This window comes from Arthrobacter sp. TmtSoilC51, assembly GCF_055388015.1.
Genome location: NZ_AP035877.1, coordinates 3,683,702 through 3,701,267, shown reverse-complemented (window position 1 = coordinate 3,701,267; position 17,566 = coordinate 3,683,702). Strand labels below are relative to the sequence as shown.

19 protein-coding genes and 1 tRNA gene are annotated in these 17,566 nt (G+C 62.1%); 12 read left to right on the top strand and 8 right to left on the bottom strand.

Annotation, left to right across the window (positions count from 1 at the left end; genetic code table 11):
• Positions 1–82 precede the first annotated feature (82 nt).
• Both guaA and ACZ5G6_RS16880 read left to right on the top strand, forming a co-directional pair.
• Positions 83–1,672, top strand: a complete 1,590-nt coding sequence (gene guaA, locus ACZ5G6_RS16885; protein WP_223933851.1) for a glutamine-hydrolyzing GMP synthase — start codon at positions 83–85, stop codon at positions 1,670–1,672.
• Positions 1,673–1,800: 128 nt separating this feature from the next.
• Positions 1,801–6,030: an AAA family ATPase gene (locus ACZ5G6_RS16880; RefSeq protein ID WP_498686724.1), complete on the top strand. Its 4,230-nt coding sequence runs from the start codon at positions 1,801–1,803 to the stop codon at positions 6,028–6,030.
• Positions 6,031–6,074: 44 nt separating this feature from the next.
• Here the strand turns inward: ACZ5G6_RS16880 and cpaB are convergent, their stop codons facing one another.
• The 3 genes from cpaB to ACZ5G6_RS16865 all read right to left on the bottom strand — a co-directional run bounded on the left by cpaB (position 6,075) and on the right by ACZ5G6_RS16865 (position 7,972).
• Positions 6,075–6,866: a Flp pilus assembly protein CpaB gene (gene cpaB / locus ACZ5G6_RS16875; RefSeq protein ID WP_498686722.1), complete on the bottom strand. Its 792-nt coding sequence runs from the start codon at positions 6,864–6,866 to the stop codon at positions 6,075–6,077.
• Between the two features lie 68 nt (positions 6,867–6,934).
• On the bottom strand, positions 6,935–7,201 hold the full coding sequence (locus ACZ5G6_RS16870) for an FmdB family zinc ribbon protein (RefSeq protein WP_223933845.1): 267 nt from the start codon (positions 7,199–7,201) through the stop codon (positions 6,935–6,937).
• Positions 7,202–7,366: 165 nt separating this feature from the next.
• Positions 7,367–7,972, bottom strand: a complete 606-nt coding sequence (locus tag ACZ5G6_RS16865) for a 5-formyltetrahydrofolate cyclo-ligase (RefSeq protein WP_498686720.1) — start codon at positions 7,970–7,972, stop codon at positions 7,367–7,369.
• A 127-nt stretch (positions 7,973–8,099) separates the two neighbouring features.
• On the opposite strand from ACZ5G6_RS16865, the gene galU reads away from it, so the two are divergent.
• The 5 genes from galU (at position 8,100) to ACZ5G6_RS16840 (ending at position 11,582) form a co-directional block, all read left to right on the top strand.
• Complete coding sequence (galU, locus tag ACZ5G6_RS16860) at positions 8,100–9,005, top strand: UTP--glucose-1-phosphate uridylyltransferase GalU (RefSeq protein WP_498686719.1); 906 nt, start codon at positions 8,100–8,102, stop codon at positions 9,003–9,005.
• Between the two features lie 5 nt (positions 9,006–9,010).
• Positions 9,011–9,637: a GNAT family N-acetyltransferase gene (locus tag ACZ5G6_RS16855; protein WP_223933839.1), complete on the top strand. Its 627-nt coding sequence runs from the start codon at positions 9,011–9,013 to the stop codon at positions 9,635–9,637.
• 131 nt (positions 9,638–9,768) lie between these two features.
• Complete coding sequence (locus tag ACZ5G6_RS16850; RefSeq protein WP_498691928.1) at positions 9,769–10,665, top strand: hypothetical protein; 897 nt, start codon at positions 9,769–9,771, stop codon at positions 10,663–10,665.
• Between the two features lie 6 nt (positions 10,666–10,671).
• Positions 10,672–11,472, top strand: coding sequence for an SDR family oxidoreductase (locus ACZ5G6_RS16845; RefSeq protein ID WP_498686714.1), 801 nt, complete (start codon positions 10,672–10,674; stop codon positions 11,470–11,472).
• Between the two features lie 37 nt (positions 11,473–11,509).
• Positions 11,510–11,582, top strand: a tRNA-Ala gene (locus ACZ5G6_RS16840).
• Positions 11,583–11,648: 66 nt separating this feature from the next.
• On the opposite strand, the gene ACZ5G6_RS16835 is transcribed toward ACZ5G6_RS16840, so the two are convergent.
• Entirely contained in the window at positions 11,649–11,852 is a 204-nt protein-coding gene (locus tag ACZ5G6_RS16835; protein WP_144648155.1) for a cold-shock protein, read from the bottom strand.
• Between the two features lie 202 nt (positions 11,853–12,054).
• Between ACZ5G6_RS16835 and ACZ5G6_RS16830 the strand changes: the two genes are divergently transcribed.
• Genes ACZ5G6_RS16830 through ACZ5G6_RS16810 form a run of 5 tightly spaced genes read left to right on the top strand, consistent with a single transcriptional unit; the run spans position 12,055 to position 14,282 of the window.
• Positions 12,055–12,399 carry a zinc ribbon domain-containing protein YjdM gene (locus ACZ5G6_RS16830; protein WP_223933836.1) on the top strand — a complete coding sequence of 115 codons (345 nt, stop codon included), beginning with the start codon at positions 12,055–12,057 and terminating at the stop codon, positions 12,397–12,399.
• 14 nt (positions 12,400–12,413) lie between these two features.
• A complete protein-coding gene (locus ACZ5G6_RS16825; protein ID WP_223933834.1) occupies positions 12,414–12,920 on the top strand; it encodes a universal stress protein in 507 nt (168 codons plus the stop codon).
• Positions 12,907–13,338 carry a fluoride efflux transporter FluC gene (locus tag ACZ5G6_RS16820; protein ID WP_498686711.1) on the top strand — a complete coding sequence of 144 codons (432 nt, stop codon included), beginning with the start codon at positions 12,907–12,909 and terminating at the stop codon, positions 13,336–13,338. The genes ACZ5G6_RS16825 and ACZ5G6_RS16820 overlap by 14 nt, the downstream gene beginning before the upstream one ends.
• The gene (gene crcB, locus ACZ5G6_RS16815; protein WP_223933830.1) at positions 13,335–13,706 is read left to right on the top strand and encodes a fluoride efflux transporter CrcB; all 372 of its coding nucleotides are present in this window, start codon (positions 13,335–13,337) and stop codon (positions 13,704–13,706) included. The genes ACZ5G6_RS16820 and crcB overlap by 4 nt, the downstream gene beginning before the upstream one ends.
• 45 nt (positions 13,707–13,751) lie before the next feature.
• Positions 13,752–14,282 carry a ferritin gene (locus tag ACZ5G6_RS16810; protein ID WP_223933828.1) on the top strand — a complete coding sequence of 177 codons (531 nt, stop codon included), beginning with the start codon at positions 13,752–13,754 and terminating at the stop codon, positions 14,280–14,282.
• A gap of 40 nt (positions 14,283–14,322) precedes the next feature.
• Here ACZ5G6_RS16810 and zapE read toward each other — a convergent pair whose 3' ends face one another.
• The 4 genes from zapE to ACZ5G6_RS16790 are packed head-to-tail and all read right to left on the bottom strand — an operon-like array spanning position 14,323 to position 17,425.
• On the bottom strand, positions 14,323–15,480 hold the full coding sequence (gene zapE, locus ACZ5G6_RS16805) for a cell division protein ZapE (RefSeq protein ID WP_498686704.1): 1,158 nt from the start codon (positions 15,478–15,480) through the stop codon (positions 14,323–14,325).
• Entirely contained in the window at positions 15,477–16,472 is a 996-nt protein-coding gene (gene corA, locus ACZ5G6_RS16800; protein WP_223933824.1) for a magnesium/cobalt transporter CorA, read from the bottom strand. Before corA ends, zapE begins: the two co-directional genes overlap by 4 nt.
• Before the next feature lie 9 nt (positions 16,473–16,481).
• On the bottom strand, positions 16,482–16,907 hold the full coding sequence (locus ACZ5G6_RS16795; protein WP_498686703.1) for a DUF1761 domain-containing protein: 426 nt from the start codon (positions 16,905–16,907) through the stop codon (positions 16,482–16,484).
• Positions 16,908–16,954: 47 nt separating this feature from the next.
• The gene (locus ACZ5G6_RS16790) at positions 16,955–17,425 is read right to left on the bottom strand and encodes an Lrp/AsnC family transcriptional regulator (protein ID WP_223937619.1); all 471 of its coding nucleotides are present in this window, start codon (positions 17,423–17,425) and stop codon (positions 16,955–16,957) included.
• Positions 17,426–17,566 lie beyond the last annotated feature (141 nt).

Below are 17,566 nucleotides of genomic sequence, written 5' to 3'. Positions count from 1 at the left end.
TGCCTAACGACTTGCCCGTAATTGACCCCTTCGGGCCCTTGCCAACGTGCACCGGGGCGGCCCGGCAAAGTAGTCTTGGTGGGTGACTACTCCCACCGCACCCCAGACTTCCCAGAAGCCGGTGCTGGTTGTTGACTACGGTGCCCAGTACGCGCAGCTGATTGCACGCCGCGTCCGTGAAGCGAATGTGTATTCGGAAATTGTTCCGCATACCTTCACCACCGAGCAGCTTCTGGCCAAGAACCCGGCAGCCATCATCCTTTCCGGCGGACCTTCCAGCGTCTACGCAGAGGGAGCTCCGCGGGTCGGCGCGGACCTTTTTGAAGCCGGTGTGCCCGTTTTTGGTATCTGCTACGGCTTCCAGGCCATGGCCAACGCGCTTGGCGGCAAGGTGGCCCAGACGGGCCTCCGGGAGTACGGCGCAACCGAAGCACTGGTGGTTGGCGACGCCCGCTCGATTCTTGACGGTGTGCCCTCCTCGCAGAACACCTGGATGAGCCACGGCGACTCCGTCCATGAAGCTCCTGAGGGTTTCGAGGTGCTTGCCACCACGGCAGGAGCGCCGGTAGCCGCCTTTGCCAACGAGGAAAAGCGCCTCTACGGTGTGCAGTGGCACCCGGAGGTCAAGCACTCCGTGCACGGCCAGCACGTCCTGGAGAACTTCCTGTTCAAGGGCGCGGGCCTGAGCCCCAACTGGACCACCGGCAATATCCTCGAAGAGCAGGTAGACCGGATCCGCCAGCAGATCGGCGATTCCAAGGTCATCTGCGGTCTCTCCGGCGGTGTGGATTCGGCTGTTGCTGCTGCTCTTGTCCAGCGGGCCGTTGGAGACCAGTTGACGTGTGTCTTCGTGGACCACGGCCTCCTGCGCGAAGGTGAAGCCGAGCAGGTTGAACGCGACTTCGTGGCTGCCACCGGGGTCAACCTGTATGTTGCCAACGAGCAAGAGCGCTTCCAGTCTGCTTTGGCCGGAGTCAGCGATCCCGAGACGAAGCGCAAGATCATTGGCCGGGAATTCATCCGTGCCTTCGAGGAAGCAGAGAGGGCGATCATCGCCCAGGCCGCTGCCGAGGGCGAGAAGATCAAGTTCCTGGTCCAGGGCACGCTTTACCCGGACGTCGTCGAGTCCGGCGGTGGCGAAGGCGCTGCGAACATCAAGAGCCACCACAACGTGGGTGGACTTCCTGAAGACCTGCAGTTCGAACTGGTCGAGCCGCTCCGCGCCCTGTTCAAGGACGAAGTCCGCGCCGTTGGTGCCCAACTTGGCCTGCCGCAGGAAATTGTTGGCCGCCAGCCGTTCCCCGGCCCGGGCTTGGGTATCCGCATCGTCGGCGAAGTTACCAAGGAACGCCTTGACCTGCTCCGCAAGGCCGACGCCATTGCCCGTGCAGAGCTGACCGCTGCTGGCCTGGACAATGATGTTTGGCAGATGCCGGTGGTCCTGCTGGCTGATGTCCGTAGCGTCGGGGTCCAGGGCGATGGCCGCACTTACGGCCACCCGATCGTCCTCCGCCCGGTATCGTCCGAGGATGCCATGACGGCTGATTGGTCGCGTTTGCCGTATGACCTCCTGGCCCGCATCTCCAACCGCATTACCAACGAAGTGGATGGAGTCAACCGCGTAGTGCTGGACGTCACCAGCAAGCCGCCTGGAACCATCGAGTGGGAATAGCATTTTGAGTGGCCGGCCTCCTTTGGGAGGCCGGCCACTGTTCTTCCAGCTGTGAAATGACGGCGAATTTCGTATTGCCACTGTGTTGCGGAGCGGGCTAAAGGCGTATTCCCGCTACCCTCGAAAGTATGCCGGTATGGTCCAAGGCGTCTAAAGCTAGTACAGAAAAGAAGGCAGCAGTTGTGTCATTAGGTCAAGGCCAGGAAGAGGGCTCCGAAGAGCTCCGGAAATGGCTGTCCGGACTTAAGCCCGTTACCGGGGCGGACACGATGCTGCGTTTCGTCAAGACGCCCGAAGGCGCCATCGACCTCAGCAACGCGCATCCCTCGGGACTGGCGCAGTTGCTGGCAGGGCGCAGAACGCGGTTGTCCACCCTTATCCGCGACCGGCAGCAATATCTGGTGGCGGCCCGGGCGGCACGCAACATCCGGTCCAAAATTTTCGAACTCAGTAATGATCGCGGTATTGAGGCCGGGTACCTCTCTGCCGGCACGGTGGTGTGGACGTCAGCCGTGGGTGGCAAGCCCCAGCGGGTCTCTGCTCCTGTCATGCTGACCTCGATTGTCCTGACCGTGCGCCCGGGCGAGGACGACTTCGAGCTGCAGCTCACCGAGCAAGCGCGCATGAACCCGGCTTTGGTGCGCCACCTGAAGACCGTCCATGGCATCGTCTTCGACGTCAATGCAGTTGCCCGCATGGCCTACAACACGGCCAGGCTCGACCCCCAGCCGGTCCTTGATCGCCTGGCTACGCTCGTTCAGCCCATCCATGGGGCCGAGGTTGAATTCAACTTGCTCGTGACCACGTTGGCTGATCTCTCGGGAAACCTCGATGACCCGTGGATCAACATGAACAACCCCACCGTGGCTGCCCTGGCTACTGCTGCCAACGGTGGCGACATTGAGCCCGAACCCATCAAGGCGGGCAGGTTCCCCAGCCTGGATGAACGTGATCCGGCGGACGAACTCCTCCTGCTCGACGCCGACACTGACCAGCAGTATGTAGTGGATGCTGTTCGCGCAGGAGATTCGCTTGTTGTCAGCACTCCACCGGGTAGCGGCCAGACGCAGACGGCCATCAACGCCATTGGCGCGTTGGTCAGCGAAGGAAAATCTGTCCTGGTAGTGGGGGACCGGCAGTCCAGCCTTGCAGGGCTTTCTGCACACCTGGAATCGCTGGGCCTTGATTCAATGTTGTTCCGTCCGGGCAACGGCACCACACCACAGCAACTCAAGGGCCAGTTGGTCCGGGCCATTATGCGCAATGAAAAGGCCCTGGAACCGCAGCTCGGGAATCTCCACCAGACGCTGACCGGACACCGGCACGCGCTGATGGACCACGTTGCGTCACTCCACAACGTCCGCGAACGCTGGGGCTGCTCGCCCTACCAGGCAATGCAGTCGTTGGCGGAATTGACCTCCATCCATCCGGCGCCGTCCACCACAGTGCGCCTGAAGCGCAGCGTGCTGGACAACATCAAGGACCGTGAGGAGCTCGCCGGCCGTTTGCGTCGGGCTGCTGAGCTGGGCAGTTTCAGCCGGGCTTCCACCTCCAGCCCCTGGTATGGAGCCCGGCTCGTAACCCGCAAGGAGACCGAAGAGGCCCAACAGCTGGCCCGCATTGCCGAGGAGAAGCTCCCCATCCTTCGTGAGCGCATGAAGGAGGTATCGGATCACGCTGAGATCCGTTTGGCGGACACCTTCACGGAGTGGGGCGCCCAGCTTGAACTGCTGATTGCCGTGCGCGAAAGCCTGGACAAGTTCACTCCGGACATCTTCGATCGCCCTGTCCATGACCTCATCTCGGCAACGGCAAGCTCCGCGTGGCGCCGGGAGCGCAATCTGGAGATGCCGTCCATGCAGCGCTCCAGGCTGCGGCGTGTGGCCAAAGAGTACGTGCGGCCCGGTGTCCACATCGCGGACCTCCACAGCTCCCTGGTCCTCGTCCAAGAGCAGCGTGCCCTGTGGGCCGGCTACGCCACCACGCAACGCCACCCGGCCGTGCCGTCCGGGCTCGCAGACCTCGGTGCCTTGTACCGTGAACTGGACGCCGAGCTTCGCCGCCTGGGTGAGGCTCTCAAGCACACTTCTGCCGGCGGTTCGCTGCACCAGACTCCGTACCTGGAACTCATGGAGCGGCTTGAACGACTCGTAGCGGACACAGCCACGCTTGAAACACTTCCCGAGCGCACTCTCCTGATTGAAGAGATGCGCGAGCATGGACTCGGGGAGCTCCTGGCTGACCTTGCTGCGCGTGAAGTCCCCGCAGCGTCGGTGGCAGCCGAGCTGGATCTTGCCTGGTGGCAGTCTGCCCTGGAAGCAATGATCAGCGGTGACGACTACCTCGCCATGTCCGACGGCGACTCCCTCCGCCGCCTCGAAGCTGAGTACCGCCTCGCGGACCAGGCCCACATTGCCAGTGGTGCTGCCCGTCTGCGGTGGCAGTTGGCCCGGAAGTGGGGCCAGGGGATAGTGGAGCATCCCCGGCAGGCAGAGTTGCTTCGTGCCCTGCTCAAGGATGGTCGGGTGACCCTCCCCGCCTTGAGCGCCCAGGCACCTGACCTCGTGCCCATGCTGGTTCCGGTGTGGTCCGTCAGCCCTTACCTGCTGACGGGTGTTCTTCCCGCGGAGCAGAAGTTTGACGCCGTGGTTATCATCGACGCCGAATCGACGTCGCTCCAGGCCGTCCTTCCGGCGATTGCCCGAGCCCGGCAAGTCGTTGCCTTCGGTGATGCGAAGATCGCCAATGCCCGCACCTTCAGCGTGGCCGTGGAACCTCCCGTGGCCGGAGTCTCCAGCCACGAGACCGTGGACAGTGCCTACAAGGCACTGGCACGCGTGCTGCCGACGTGGCAGCTGAACTGGGTCTACCGGGCTGTCGACGAGGACCTGATCCTGCAGCTGAGCAAGAACTACTACGACGGCGGCCTCCGGCGCCTGCCTGATGGCAGCTCTGTGACGGGCTTGGACCGTTCGATCCTGGTGGAGTACATCCCCGATGGAACCGGCCTCCCGGGTGCCGACCACGAGGGTGTGGAGTCCGTTACGGCAGAGGTCAACCGTGTGGTGGACCTTGTCTTCGAACATGCCAGACTCCGGCCCCGTACGTCGTTGGCTGTGGTCACTGCCAGCCTGCGCCACGCTGCGCGGATCGGTGAGGCTATCCGGCTTCAATTGCCCAACCACCCCTTGTTGTCCGCCTTCTTCGGCGCGGGCCCGGAGTCCTTCCGCGTGGTGGACCTCGAGCGTGCACAGGGGCTGGTGCGTGACCATGTCATTTTCTCCCTGGGCTACGGCCGGACTCCGCATGGCCGTGCTTTGCATTCGTTCGGGCCATTGTCCACCGAGGGCGGGCGGAACCGCTTTGCTTTGGCGATGACCCGCGCCCGCCGCTCCATGCATGTCCTGAGCTGCTTCCGTCCGGAAGATCTGGACCTGGATCGCTTGGCGCACGGCGCTGTGGACTTTTACGAGCTGCTGGACCGGGAACTGTCCGGGAACAGCAACCTTGGAACTCCCGCCTCGCGTGCAGTTGCCAGTGAACAAGCCTTGGGTGAGGATCCCTTGGTTGCCGATCTGGGCGAGCGGTTGCGAGCCAGGGGCGCCCGCGTGTGGCACCTTTACGACGGTGTCCTGGACATTGCTGCAGCTGCCGACCCCGTCCACACCATCGGACGGGAAGGGGCCGAAATTCCCACTCCAGTGGCAATCGAATCCGATGGCACGGAACGGTACCGGCGCATGAGTGTCCGTGAACGGAGCCGTCTGCGTCCCCAACTGCTGGAACGCATGGGATGGCGTTACATGTCCCTGTGGACGATTGAAGTGTTTACGGATCCCTCGTCCTGCGCAGATCGAATCGGTTCCTATTTGGGGCTTGAGAACCATGTTCCGCAATCCGTCCAGGCCTCGCAGCATGGCTTCCTGGACATGGATGTTGAACAATTGAATCTGGACAATGCAAGGTCGTCGTATGGCAGCTCCTCCGAAGCCCGGGCTTCGCATCGGCAGGGTTTCGGCGCTGAGCAGGCAAGTGTGTACAAGCAGAGTGCATCGGCTGGCCAACCACGCAATGCAGACGCCAGTAATGCAGACACCACCGATCCAGAGGATGGGACTGAAGTACCAGTGATTGAACAGGGAACCGGCAACGGAAGCGGCTCCGAAGAAGAGACCGGAACTGTGGGCGCCGAAAACACGGATCATCCAGCGGAGCCAAAGGCACCAGCGGCCAAGCCAGGCTCCGGTGGCATCCTGCCTACCAAAGCCGCTGAAGACGATCCCCGGCGTTGGGGCGACGAAGGCAGCTATGACCATGAGCAGTGGTTGAAGGAGCAGAAGCCTCCGCATTGGGGCTGAATGGATCCACGAACACAAGCCCTGCACAGGGTTTGACCAAAAACCTAGGGATTGACCAAAACGAAGAAAAGCTTGCCTTGCGTGGATGCGCCGGCAAGCTTTTCTGCTTGCCGGGGATCTGCAGCTACCACCATCAAGCCGTCGGTGTCGCTGGTTCCGAGCCACTGGCCGGGCTTACCCCCTTGGGCGGACGTCCAGAGTACGGGTACGGAGGCAGCCAGGACTTCGGTTTGCCTGGACTCATCGTATGATCCTGCGGCCGTGAGGACTACATTCACTAACTGTCCTGGCGACAGAAGCTGGATGGATGATGGGTCAGCCATGCGAAGGGGGACCGCAGCTGACCCTACGGGTGCACCAGTGAGGAGTCCCGGCCCCAGAAGATTTGATTCCGTGGGAATCTGCCCTTTCGTCAAAGGCGAAGCAAGCTGGCGGCCCACCAAGGAAGCGTGATCCTCCAAGGCTCCGGAAATTGCGACGTCCGGCGGCACCCCAACACTGGTGAAATCGGCGTCGGTAAGGCTGGTGCCTGCTGCAAGGTCATGGGCTGCGACGAGAATGCTGACGCGCTGCTCGGTTGCAGGCGTTAGTTGTTGAACAGTAATGCCGGTGGCCAGACACAACAGGAGCGCCACGGTCAGCCTACGGTTCCGGGAGATCCAGAGATTCAGGCTCTGCCTTGGGGCCAGCCTCACCAGTCGATGTGGCCCTTGGTTCCGGGGAAGCAGCGGGCCAGCCGACGCAGTGGGGTTGATCCGTGAGCGACCATAACGGCTGGCAGGCGGAGCGGAATGTCCGCGGCGGGGGAGGAAGGAAGCAGGTGTCTTTTGTGGCATGACGCCACGCTAGCCACCGGGCCCGGCCGCCCAACAGCGGCCGAATGCCCTATGTGGATAAAAGCTGGTTAGCTGGCTGCAGCCGCGGGTGCTGGCGTGGCGGCCGGGGCTGGAGTCGCCGGGGCAGAGGGTGCAGCTGAGACGGTGCTGCCCTTGGAGTCGCGCGAATCCGTGCGGTAGAAGCCCGAGCCCTTGAAAACAACACCGACGCTGTTGAACTTCTTGCGGAGCGCACCCCGGCATTCAGGGCACTCCGTCAGGGAGCTGTCAGAGAAGGACTGGACGATGTCAAAGGCATGGTCACAGTCTTTGCAGGCGTACGCGTATGTGGGCACTGATTTCCTCCTTCAGGACAAAGTTCAGGTCCTGTGGAGCCGTGGCGGAGAATCTCCGCATTAGCAGTCGCAGGGCCTGAGTGCCAATTCTATCATCCGCTTCCCGCTCACCTGCTATCTGCCAACTCCACGGACGAGCGGGACTTCACCCAGGCGGTGGGCCGCTCAGTTCCCGCGCCCCAGCTTAACGATTCCGGAGGGCGTTAGCGCGTCAGGCACCGGGCGGTCAAAGGGCTCCGCGGGGATAGCTCCGGACGGCAAGACGTCGTCGTCGTACACCACCGCGATGGTGGGCGGCCGCCCGCCGGAAGCATCCAGATATTGGAGAAGGCGATCGTAGTAGCCACCGCCCTGCCCGATGCGGTTGCCGTCGAGGTCCACAGCGGTAGCAGGCATGAAGATACCAGCAACGGCGCTCACCACCGCACTGTCCAAACGTTCGCCTTCCGGTTCGTCAATAGGTGCGTATTCGGACCGCACGAAGGCCGTTTCCGGTGTCCAGTACACCCAGCTCAACCGGCGACCGGGTTCGCAAACGGGAAGCAGAACCTGATGGCCGGAGTTGTGGAGCCCCGCAATCAGGGGCATGGTTGGGGGTTCGTGGGAGACGCCCACGTAGATAGCGAACGCGGCGTTGGAGCCGCCCGAGACTTGCGCGGCCCAGTCCAGGCCGTGCCGCACAATCGACTCGCCGGCTTGCGCGACTTGCTCCGTGGTGAGGCCGCGCCTGTACAAGCGCCGGCTGCTGCGGATGTCTTCCTTCGATGCCATTATTGTCCGATCATGAGATTCGCGGGCCCCGGGAAGCAGCAAATCCGCTCCAGTTTCAAGGCTGTTTCTGCGTCCTGCCACGGCGGGGGTTTACCTGTTGGTGTATTCCTTCCGTTACATTAGTCCGGTGACTCTCGATAACAATGCTGTCCGTAAGGCCGTCATCCCCGCAGCGGGTCTTGGTACCAGATTCCTCCCCGCCACCAAGGCGATGCCGAAGGAAATGCTGCCCGTGGTTGACAAGCCAGCCATCCAGTACGTCGTCGAAGAAGCGGTGAAGGTTGGCCTGCACGACATCCTGATGATCACCGGGCGCAGCAAGCGCGCCCTGGAAGATCACTTTGACCGTGTGCCGGCGCTGGAAGCGACGCTGGCAGAGAAGGGTGATACTGCCAAGCTTGAAGCCATCCAGTCCGCCACCAACCTGGGCGACATCCATTACGTCCGCCAGGGCGACCCCAACGGCCTTGGCCACGCGGTCCTGCGTGCAAAGCAGCACGTCGGGTACGAGCCATTCGCCGTATTGCTTGGCGATGACCTGATCGATCCCCGTGAAGACCTGCTGAGCGAAATGATCGCCGTCCAGCAGAAAACCGGCGGCTCCGTCGTTGCCCTCATCGAAGTTGAGCCTTCCAAGATCAGCGCCTATGGTTGCGCGGACATCGAGGAAAACGATGACGACGGCTACGTCCGCATTAAGCAACTGGTGGAAAAACCGTCGCCCGAAGAAGCCCCATCCAACCTTGCCGTGATCGGGCGCTACGTTCTCCACCCGGCGGTGTTTGATGTCCTGGAGAAGACTGCTCCCGGGCGCGGCGGTGAAATCCAACTGACGGATGCCCTCGAGGTTCTGGCTGCCGGGGAAGGTGAGGGCTACGGCGTTTATGGCGTTGTGTTCCGTGGCCGCCGCTATGACACGGGAGACAAGCTGAGCTACCTGAAAGCCTGCATCGAGTTGGCATGCGAACGCGACGACCTCGGGCCCGAGCTCCGCGAGTGGCTGCCGACCTTCACTGCCGCTCTTCCCAAGTAACACCGGTGTACGGCTCTGCGATCTGGCCGGTAACGCTGGAAAGCGGAGCCTTGGTGCTCCGGCCAATCCGTTACCGCGATAAGCGGGAGTGGTCTGAAGTCCGTTCGCGGAACAGTGAATGGCTTGCACCCTGGGAGGCGTCCAACCCTGCCCCGGGTGGCCGCCTTCCCAGTTACCGACAAATGGTGGCATCGCTGAACGCGCAAGCCCGGCAAGCCACGGCTTTGCCATTTCTCATCACGGAGCGGACCGAGGGATTCCGCGAGCCGCAAATTGTGGGCCAGCTGACTGTCTCGTCCATCGTGTGGGGTTCAGCGATGATGGCTACCCTGGGCTATTGGGTTGATAAGGAACGTGCCGGGCAAGGCATCGCACCCACCGCAGTTGCCATGGCTACCGACCACTGCTTCCGGACCCTGGGCCTGCACAGGATGGAGATCAATATCCGGCCTGAGAACGCGCCGAGCCTCCGGGTCGTGGAGAAGCTTGGATTCCGGGACGAGGGGTACCGTCTGAGATACTTGCATATCAATGGCGAGTGGGCAGACCATCGCTCCTTCGCGCTGACATCGGAGGAAGTTCCGCAGGGACTCCTCGATGCATGGCTCAGAGGAAGAAGCGGCAGGTCATAGCCCCTTTTGAGCCGTATCTCCATTCATTTGCGGACTCGCCGACGACACACCGACCGCAATGCCGCCGCCCCTGATGATTTGCTTCTACGGTTTTGAATGTGGACTTCCCTCTCAGCAGCTCAGTGATACTCGTGGTCACTGTTGCGCTTTGGATGGTATGGGTCGCTCCCTACGTTCTTCGAAACAGACGGCAGCAGGTCCAGGCGGCCACTGTTTCAGCAGAGGCATTTGACGACGAACCAGACGAAACGCAGGCAGGGGTGGTACTGACTTTGGCACCCCGGCAGGAGAAACCGATGGAGACCATGCACAGCAAAGCACCGGCGTCGCCCCAGGAATCCCGCGTGGCTGAGTCGTCCGCCAAGCAGGCGCCCACAACTCCCTTTACGATCCGATACGCCCGGCTCACCTTGGCGTTGTCCGGCCTTGCTTTGCTGCTGACTGCCATTGTTTCGGGGGCGCTGCGGCTGTTCGGCACCGGTACCGTCTGGCTGCCATTGGTGTCGTTCATCGGCGCAGTACTCGCCGTGGTGACGCTGCGGCGGCTCGCCCTGCGGGATCTCCGCGAACGGCGGGCGCGCCGGGCTGCGCCGGTGGTGCCCATCCAGACCCCCGCGCGGTACCTGCCAAAGGAACCGCCCGCCGAAGCCAAGGAAACACCGGTTTTTGACGCCGAGGCCGGAAAGTCCGAGGCCGCACGCCTCTCTGCCGTGGAGCTTCGCCAGGCTGCCTTGGCTGTTGCGTTGGCAGCTGGTGACAAATCAGCTGCAGCCGGGTCTGGTTCCGAGGATGCCGGTTGGGAGCCGGTTGAGGTTCCCAAGCCCACGTACGTTGGTGCCGCAAAGGCGCCCCGGCCCGCTCCGGAACCGCTGGACCTTCCGGAGGCCCCGAAGCCTGTGGGCAAACCGGTGCTTAAGCAGAGTGTTGAGCAGGCAGAGGCCGCTGCGGCTGCGCAGGTGCGTACTGCCGCCAAGGGGCAGAGCGCCCTGAGCAACCTGGACGATGTCCTGCAGCGCCGCCGCGCCTAGGCCGGCATGACCACTCTCTGTGTTGCAGGCGGCACCGGCCAGGTAGGCCGTGAGGTTGTTCGTCAGGGGCTCGAGGCCGGGCACACGGTATCTGTGCTGAGCCGCCACGTGCCGACTCCCGGTTCGGAGAAGCACCACGACGGCGCCACCTACTTTGCGGGCGACGTCACCACAGGTGATGGTCTGGCAGCCGCGGTGGCGGGTGCCGACGTCGTCATTGATTGCCTTGAGGGACGGCTCGGCAAAGCACAAAAGCAATTTGCCGGCGGCGGTGCCCGGCTTCTTTCCGCGGCCCGTCAGGCAGGTGTGCGCAAGGCTGTGGCGTTGTCGATTATCAACTGCGACCAGAGCAACTATTCCTTCTATGTCTCCAAGGCAGACAAGGAACGCATCTATGCGAGGGCGGACATCGAAACGGTGGTTGTCCGGGCCACGCAATTCCACAGCCTTGTGGAGATGGTCTTTCGTACAGGTGCGAAGGCGCGCCTAATTCCGGCATTCAAGGGCGTGCGGTTCCAATCGATTTCACCCACTGACGCTGCAGCTGCGTTGCTCGAAGCCGCGCTGGAAGCGCCTTCTCCAGAGCGGCACCGTGTCAGGACCATTGGCGGGCCCGAGGTACTGGCCATGAAGGACATGGCTGAGTCGTGGAAAGCAATCACGGGTGCGCGAGGCAGGGTTGTAGAGGTCCCTTTGCCCGGCGCGATGGGCGCCTACCTGCGTGCGGGGCTCAACCTCGTGCCGGAGCAAAGGTACGGCGCTGAAACGTTCGTGTCGTGGTTGGAAAAGCGCCGGGAAACTTTGTAGCCTAGGGACACTGGTCCGGCTCCAATCGCCGCGCCAAGGGGCTATAGCTCAGTTGGTAGAGCGCTTCGTTCGCATCGAAGAGGTCAGGAGTTCGAATCTCCTTAGCTCCACAGATTTAGGCATGTACAACGAAACCGGCCAGACAATATTTGCCTGGCCGGTTTCTTGTCGAGAGTCTAGAGGGGCTGGATGTTCTCCGCCTGAGGTCCCTTGGGGCCCTGGGTGATGTCGAACTGGACCTTCTGGTTCTCGTCCAAGGAACGGTATCCGCTGGACGTGATTGCTGAATAGTGGGCGAATACATCCGGTCCACCGTCGTCCGGGGCGATAAATCCGAAGCCCTTTTCAGCGTTGAACCATTTCACTGTGCCTGTAGCCATGCTTGTTTTCCTTCACGGGTAGCTGGTCGGTACCGCTTGTCGGATCACCGTCCCCGCCACTCACATTATTGAGCCTATGTGTCGATCTGACATGGGGCAACAGGTTCTGCCATGCCTTCGTGATGTCGTAGTGCAGTGCACGCTATCTGGCCGTAGTTGGTGGGGAGCCTTAATGCGGTGGTTGCCCCTCTAGAATTACCCTGTGAACGACTCCCTGCCTCCGTGCCCCGAATGCTCCAGTGAATACGCCTATGAGATGGGCGTGCTGCTTGTCTGCCCTGAGTGCGCCCACGAATGGTCACCGGCGAACGGGAGCGACGAGCAGGAGAATGTCATCAAAGACGCGGTCGGCAATGTCCTGAGTGACGGCGACACCGTCACGGTCGTCAAGGACCTCAAGGTCAAGGGCAGTTCCACGGCCATCAAGGTCGGCACCAAAGTGCGGAACATCCGGCTGGTCGATGGCGTGGGGGACCACGATATTGACTGCAAAGTGGATGGCTTCGGCCCTATGCAGCTCAAGTCCAGTGTTGTGAAGAAAGTCTGACGGGAGGCTTCACGATGACCGGAACCTCAGTACCCAAAGGCCTCATCGGCCCCATCCTGGTAGGCGTCATGCCCGGGCAGCGTCCGGTCGTTGTGGAGCGCGCCGCCGAGGTGGCGCTTAGCGCTGGGCTGCCACTGGTGTGCGCCTTCGTTGATGTGACCGTTTATCCCGTGGATGGAACCACGGGCGGGCCGTCTGCTCCGATTGATCCCGACGGCGTGGACGATGACGCCGAGAACGCCCCGGATTCCTTGCGGGCAGCGATTGCCGCCCAGCTGGCCGAAGCTGACCTGAGCTGGTCCATCGTTTCCCTGGCAGGGGAGCCGGCGCGGGCGTTGGCCCATGAGGCCGAAGATATCGGCGCGTCCATGATTGTGGTGGGTTCCAGGGACCGCAAGCTTGGGTCGGCCATCAAAGAGCTCACTGCTGGTTCCATTGCCAGGCAGCTCTTTCACCGGCAGGACCGCCCGGTGCTTGTGGTACCTGTGGAGCCGCGGGTGCCGGTGGATGATGACGACTGACGCCAGGCGTCCCGTCCATCTTCACTGGGGGTTCATCGGAATTGTGGCCGCGGGTGGCGTGTTCGGGGCACTCGCCCGCTACGGCCTCGGACTTATGATTCCTGCGCCAGGATCCTGGCCGTTGCCCACCCTTGTGATCAACCTTTCCGGCGCTTTGGCGCTTGGCGCCTTGCTGGAGGGACTCTCCAGGCGGGGGCCCGACGTCGGAAGTCGCCGGCTCTGGCGCCTGGCCTTGGGAACGGGGTTCCTGGGTGCGTACACCACCTACAGCACGCTCGCTCTGGACGCGGTGCACCTGTTCACTGCCGGCGACACGCCTGCTGCGATGGGTTATCTCGGCGTGAGCCTGCTGGGTGGGGCGGTGGCAACCACGGCCGGAATCTGGCTCGCTGCGTGGCATCACGGACGTGCGAAGTGACCGTCATCCTGCTGGCCCTGGCGGGGGGATTGGGTGCGGCTGCCAGGTTCGTGATGGACGGGCTCATTCGGGCACGGCTTCGCACTGCCCTGCCGTGGGCCACCATCATCATCAATGTTTCCGGTTCCTTGCTCCTCGGATTCCTAGCGGGCCTGGCGCTGCGGGGGCTGGCGAGCGAGTCCCTTCAACTCATCCTCGGCACTGGTTTCCTCGGCGGCTACACCACTTTCAGTACGGCAAGCCTGGAGACCATAAGGCTCGTGCAGAGTGGCCGGGTGGGGCTGGCGCTCGTTAACGGGCTGGGGTCCATGGCCGTTAGCGTCGGTGCGGCCGCTGCAGGCGTTTGGTTCGCTCTGCTGCTGGCTTAAGAGATGACTGCCTGAGGGTCTTTGCCCGGCTGTAGGATCGGTGCCATGGCTAAGAAGACATTCAATGAGCTGTTGTCCGCCCAGGTCGCCAATGAGTTTGCGGCCTCCCAGCAATACATTGCAGTAGCCGTGTATTTTGACGGCCAAGACTTGCCGCAGCTTGCCCGGCACTTCTACCGCCAGGCCCTTGAGGAGCGGAATCACGCCATGATGATGGTCCAGTACATGCTGGACCGCAACGTGCACGTCGAGATCCCCGGCATCGCCCCGGTTCGCAACAACTTCACCAATGCCAAGGAACCCATCGCCTTGGCCCTGGAGCAGGAAAAGGAAGTCACGCGCAACATTGAGGAGATGTTCCGCGCCGCTCGTGCCGAGGGCGACGCCTTGGGCGAGCAGTTCATGCTGTGGTTCCTGAAGGAACAGGTTGAGGAAGTGGCTTCCATGACCACGCTTTTGAACATCACGGAACGGGCGGAGAACCTCTTCGACATCGAAAATTACGTTGCCCGTGAGAGCGTCGGCGATGGCGGGCGCGATACCAGCGCTCCGTCCGCTGCCGGCGGTGTTATCTAGGGGGCAAACTCCCGAGGTGAAACCAGAGGCCGCCCGAAGCTCAGCTTCCGGCGGCCTCTTCGATTGCCAGGGCATCGTCGCGGTCGGACCGGCCCAACAGGGACAGTCGGCTGGCAATACGGGCCAGATCCGTGGGCAGGACGCTGCCGGAAGGTTCTGCATCCCAGTCCAGTGGTCCCGTACCGATCAGGAACAAGGTGATGTCCTGATCGTGAAGCACATCCACGGCATTGCTGAACCGCTGCCACGCGGGCGCGGAATTCGGGTCCATCAGGGCAGGGGAGGGAACGTCGTCGACGACCCAGGTCTTGAAACTGTCCGCCAAGGCGAGAAAATCAGCGGTGGAGGTCAGGCCTCCGCACAATTCCGGGAAGCCCACCCAGAGCAGGTCCGGGTCTGCGTTCTTGACCACGATGGGTTGTGTTGTTGGCGTCAGGACACGGCTTTGGGAAGCGGTGGGCCTGAACAGCCCCAGCCGTCCCAGCTGCTTGGGCGTGCCCGGCGTAATGATCCTGCCCGAGCGGAACGCCTGGGTGCCGGCGTCGGGAGTTTTATGTGCCGCAGGAAACCGCCGGAAGTCGGCGGGGCCGTTGATCTCCACAATCTCCATCATCTCCTTGATGGCCTCGATGGTCGGCGCAAAATGATCGTGCCACAAGGGGTTGGGCAGCAAATCGTCCGGAGCGTAGTTGGACGTCACCACCAAGGGAATCCTGCGTTGCGCCGCGGAACGCAACAACCGGGCGATGAACATTCCATCCCCGACGTCGTGGACGTGAAATTCGTCGAAGAACAGGACGTCGATGTCCGCCAGGAGCGCATCCACTGAGTGCTGGATGGCTGTTCCATCGGCGGAAGCTGAACGGTGCGTTCCCGCGTGCAACTTGCGGAAGAAATCATGAAAGTGGACGCGACGTTTCCGGGCCGGAAGCCTGTCGTGGAAACTGTCCATGAGCCACGTTTTGCCGCGGCCCACAGGTCCGTGAAGATAGATGCTTCGCGGCGTCCTCTGCGGGAGTGCACGACGGCGGGCGGTTACGACTGCACCAAAGGCGGCCAGCCGCTGGGCTGCTTCCTGCTGGCTGGGCTCAAGCTGGAAACCCGACCGTCCGGCGTCGTGCGTGATGCCCTGCATGAGCGCAAGGGCAGCGCCCCGGCCTCCCTGCTTTCCTCGTGGTGGGAGGAGCGACGGCGTCACAGCCAGCCTTTCCGCTTGAAAATGAGATACATGAGGACCGCTGCTCCAAACATGAGCCCGATGGCCATCGGATAGCCGAAGTCCCAGTGCAGCTCCGGCATATGGTCGAAGTTCATGCCGTACACCCCGGCCACAAACGAGGGTGCGAACAGGATGGCGGCCCAAGAGGAGATCTTCTTGACTTGTTCGTTCTGGGCAGCGCTCGCCTCATTCTGGCGGTTCGCCGTCAGTGTGCCGTCAAGGGTCAGGGCGTTCTGCAGGAGATCCCTGAAGGAGTTCACCCTGGAGATGACGCGCTGAACGTGGTCCTCCACGTCACGGAGGGAGCGCTGGAGTTCGATGTCCACCCCGTACTTCTCGAAGCCCTTCTCAAGCAGCACCATGATGTCCGGTAGAGGCTGGATTGCCCTTTGGAATTGGATGACTTCACGTGCAAGCTCATAAATCCGCCGTGAAACTGCGGTGTCGCCGCTGAAGAGCTGGTCTTCAATTTCATCGATGTCGTTCTCGAGCCCTGCCACCACAGGCGCGTAATCGTCCACCACCTGGTCCAGGAGGGCGTACAGCACCGCTTCCGGTCCATGCCGCAGGAGATCCGGGCGCTGCTCCAAACGGTGGCGGACACGCGCAACTCCACCGGTTTCAGCATGGCGGATGGTCACCACGAAGTTGGGACCGGTGAAGATATGCAGCTCGCCGAACTCCACCGTCTCGGTGGCATCCAGGTACCGGGCGGGCCGCAGGACCGTGAAGAGGTTGTTGTCGTAGCGCTCCAGCTTTGGCCGCTGGTGCGCTGAAACGGCGTCCTCCACAGCGAGTTCGTGGAGGCCGAACTCGTGGGCGACAGCGGTCATCTCGTCCCGGGTGGGCCTGTAAAGCCCGATCCACGCCATGCCACCTTGCTCCGAGAGTGTCTCGAAAGTCTTCTCCAGGTTATGTGGGGTGGCTGTGCGTACGCCTTCTACATAGACGGCGTTATCAATGATGGTCACGAGTGAACGCTACTGCATGGCACCGATGATGGCGCCCGCAATGGTCATGGCGAGGATATCGTGCCCCGCATCAATAACGGTTACTTCAGAGGGGCGCCCGGCGAAACCATTGTGGATGATGTGTCCTCCGGCGCGGAAAACCAGGGCCAGGACCAGGGCGAAGAAGCCTCCGGCCAGGAAGGTGTTGAGCTCCAGGGCACTGATCAGGATGGCCAGGAGAATGCTGGTGAGTGCCGAGGCAAGCATCATGGGAATCCAGATACCGGCGCCGCCGTCGATGTTTTTGAGGTCCTCCTCGGTTTTGCCGATCGCTTGCATCCACCGCCGACCCAGGACGGCCGGCATGTACCAAACGAACCCGATCACCATGCTTGAGATGAACGCCAGAAGGACAGCGAGCCAGTTGATCTGCGAAATGTGTGAGAGCCAATCCATGGTCAAAAGCCTAGTAGGGCGGACCACTGGAGCCGGTGTTCAAGCGTTCACGCTGACCGCGTGTTGGTAGTTCCGGCCAACCTTTCCATCAAAGGCTCGGTTCGGTAGGGGATATGCGTATGAAGGGCCAGGACGGTTTCCGTTCGGATGACACCTTTGGTCCGCAGGACGGACCTCAGCGCGGATTGCAGGTTATGGGTGTCCGTTGCCACCACGCGGCACCAGAGATCTCCGCGTCCGGAGATTTCATGGACCTCCAGCACCTGTGGAATGAGCCGCAAGGCTCCGATGACACCATCGAGTTCGCGGTGCGTTACTTCGATGGTGATGAAAGCGACGACGTCGTACCCCACCTTTTCAAGGTCCACTTCTCGGCCCGCTGCCTGAAGGACCCCGGAACGGAGCAGCCGTTTTAGACGGCTTTGGGCAGTGTTGCGGGCAATGCCCAGTGAGTCGCTGAGTTCAGCGATATGGATACGAGGGTCCTTGATGAGTTCCAGCAGGATCTTCAAGTCCATGGGGTCCAAGGTATTCAAATGGTCACTCCGGCTCACGTAGACGTCACTACTTTGATTATTTCGCTCAATTTTCCCACCATTCTGCTCCATTGAGCGCAGTAATGCGGCATCCTGTTGCCACCGAAACATGGCCGTGCTGCC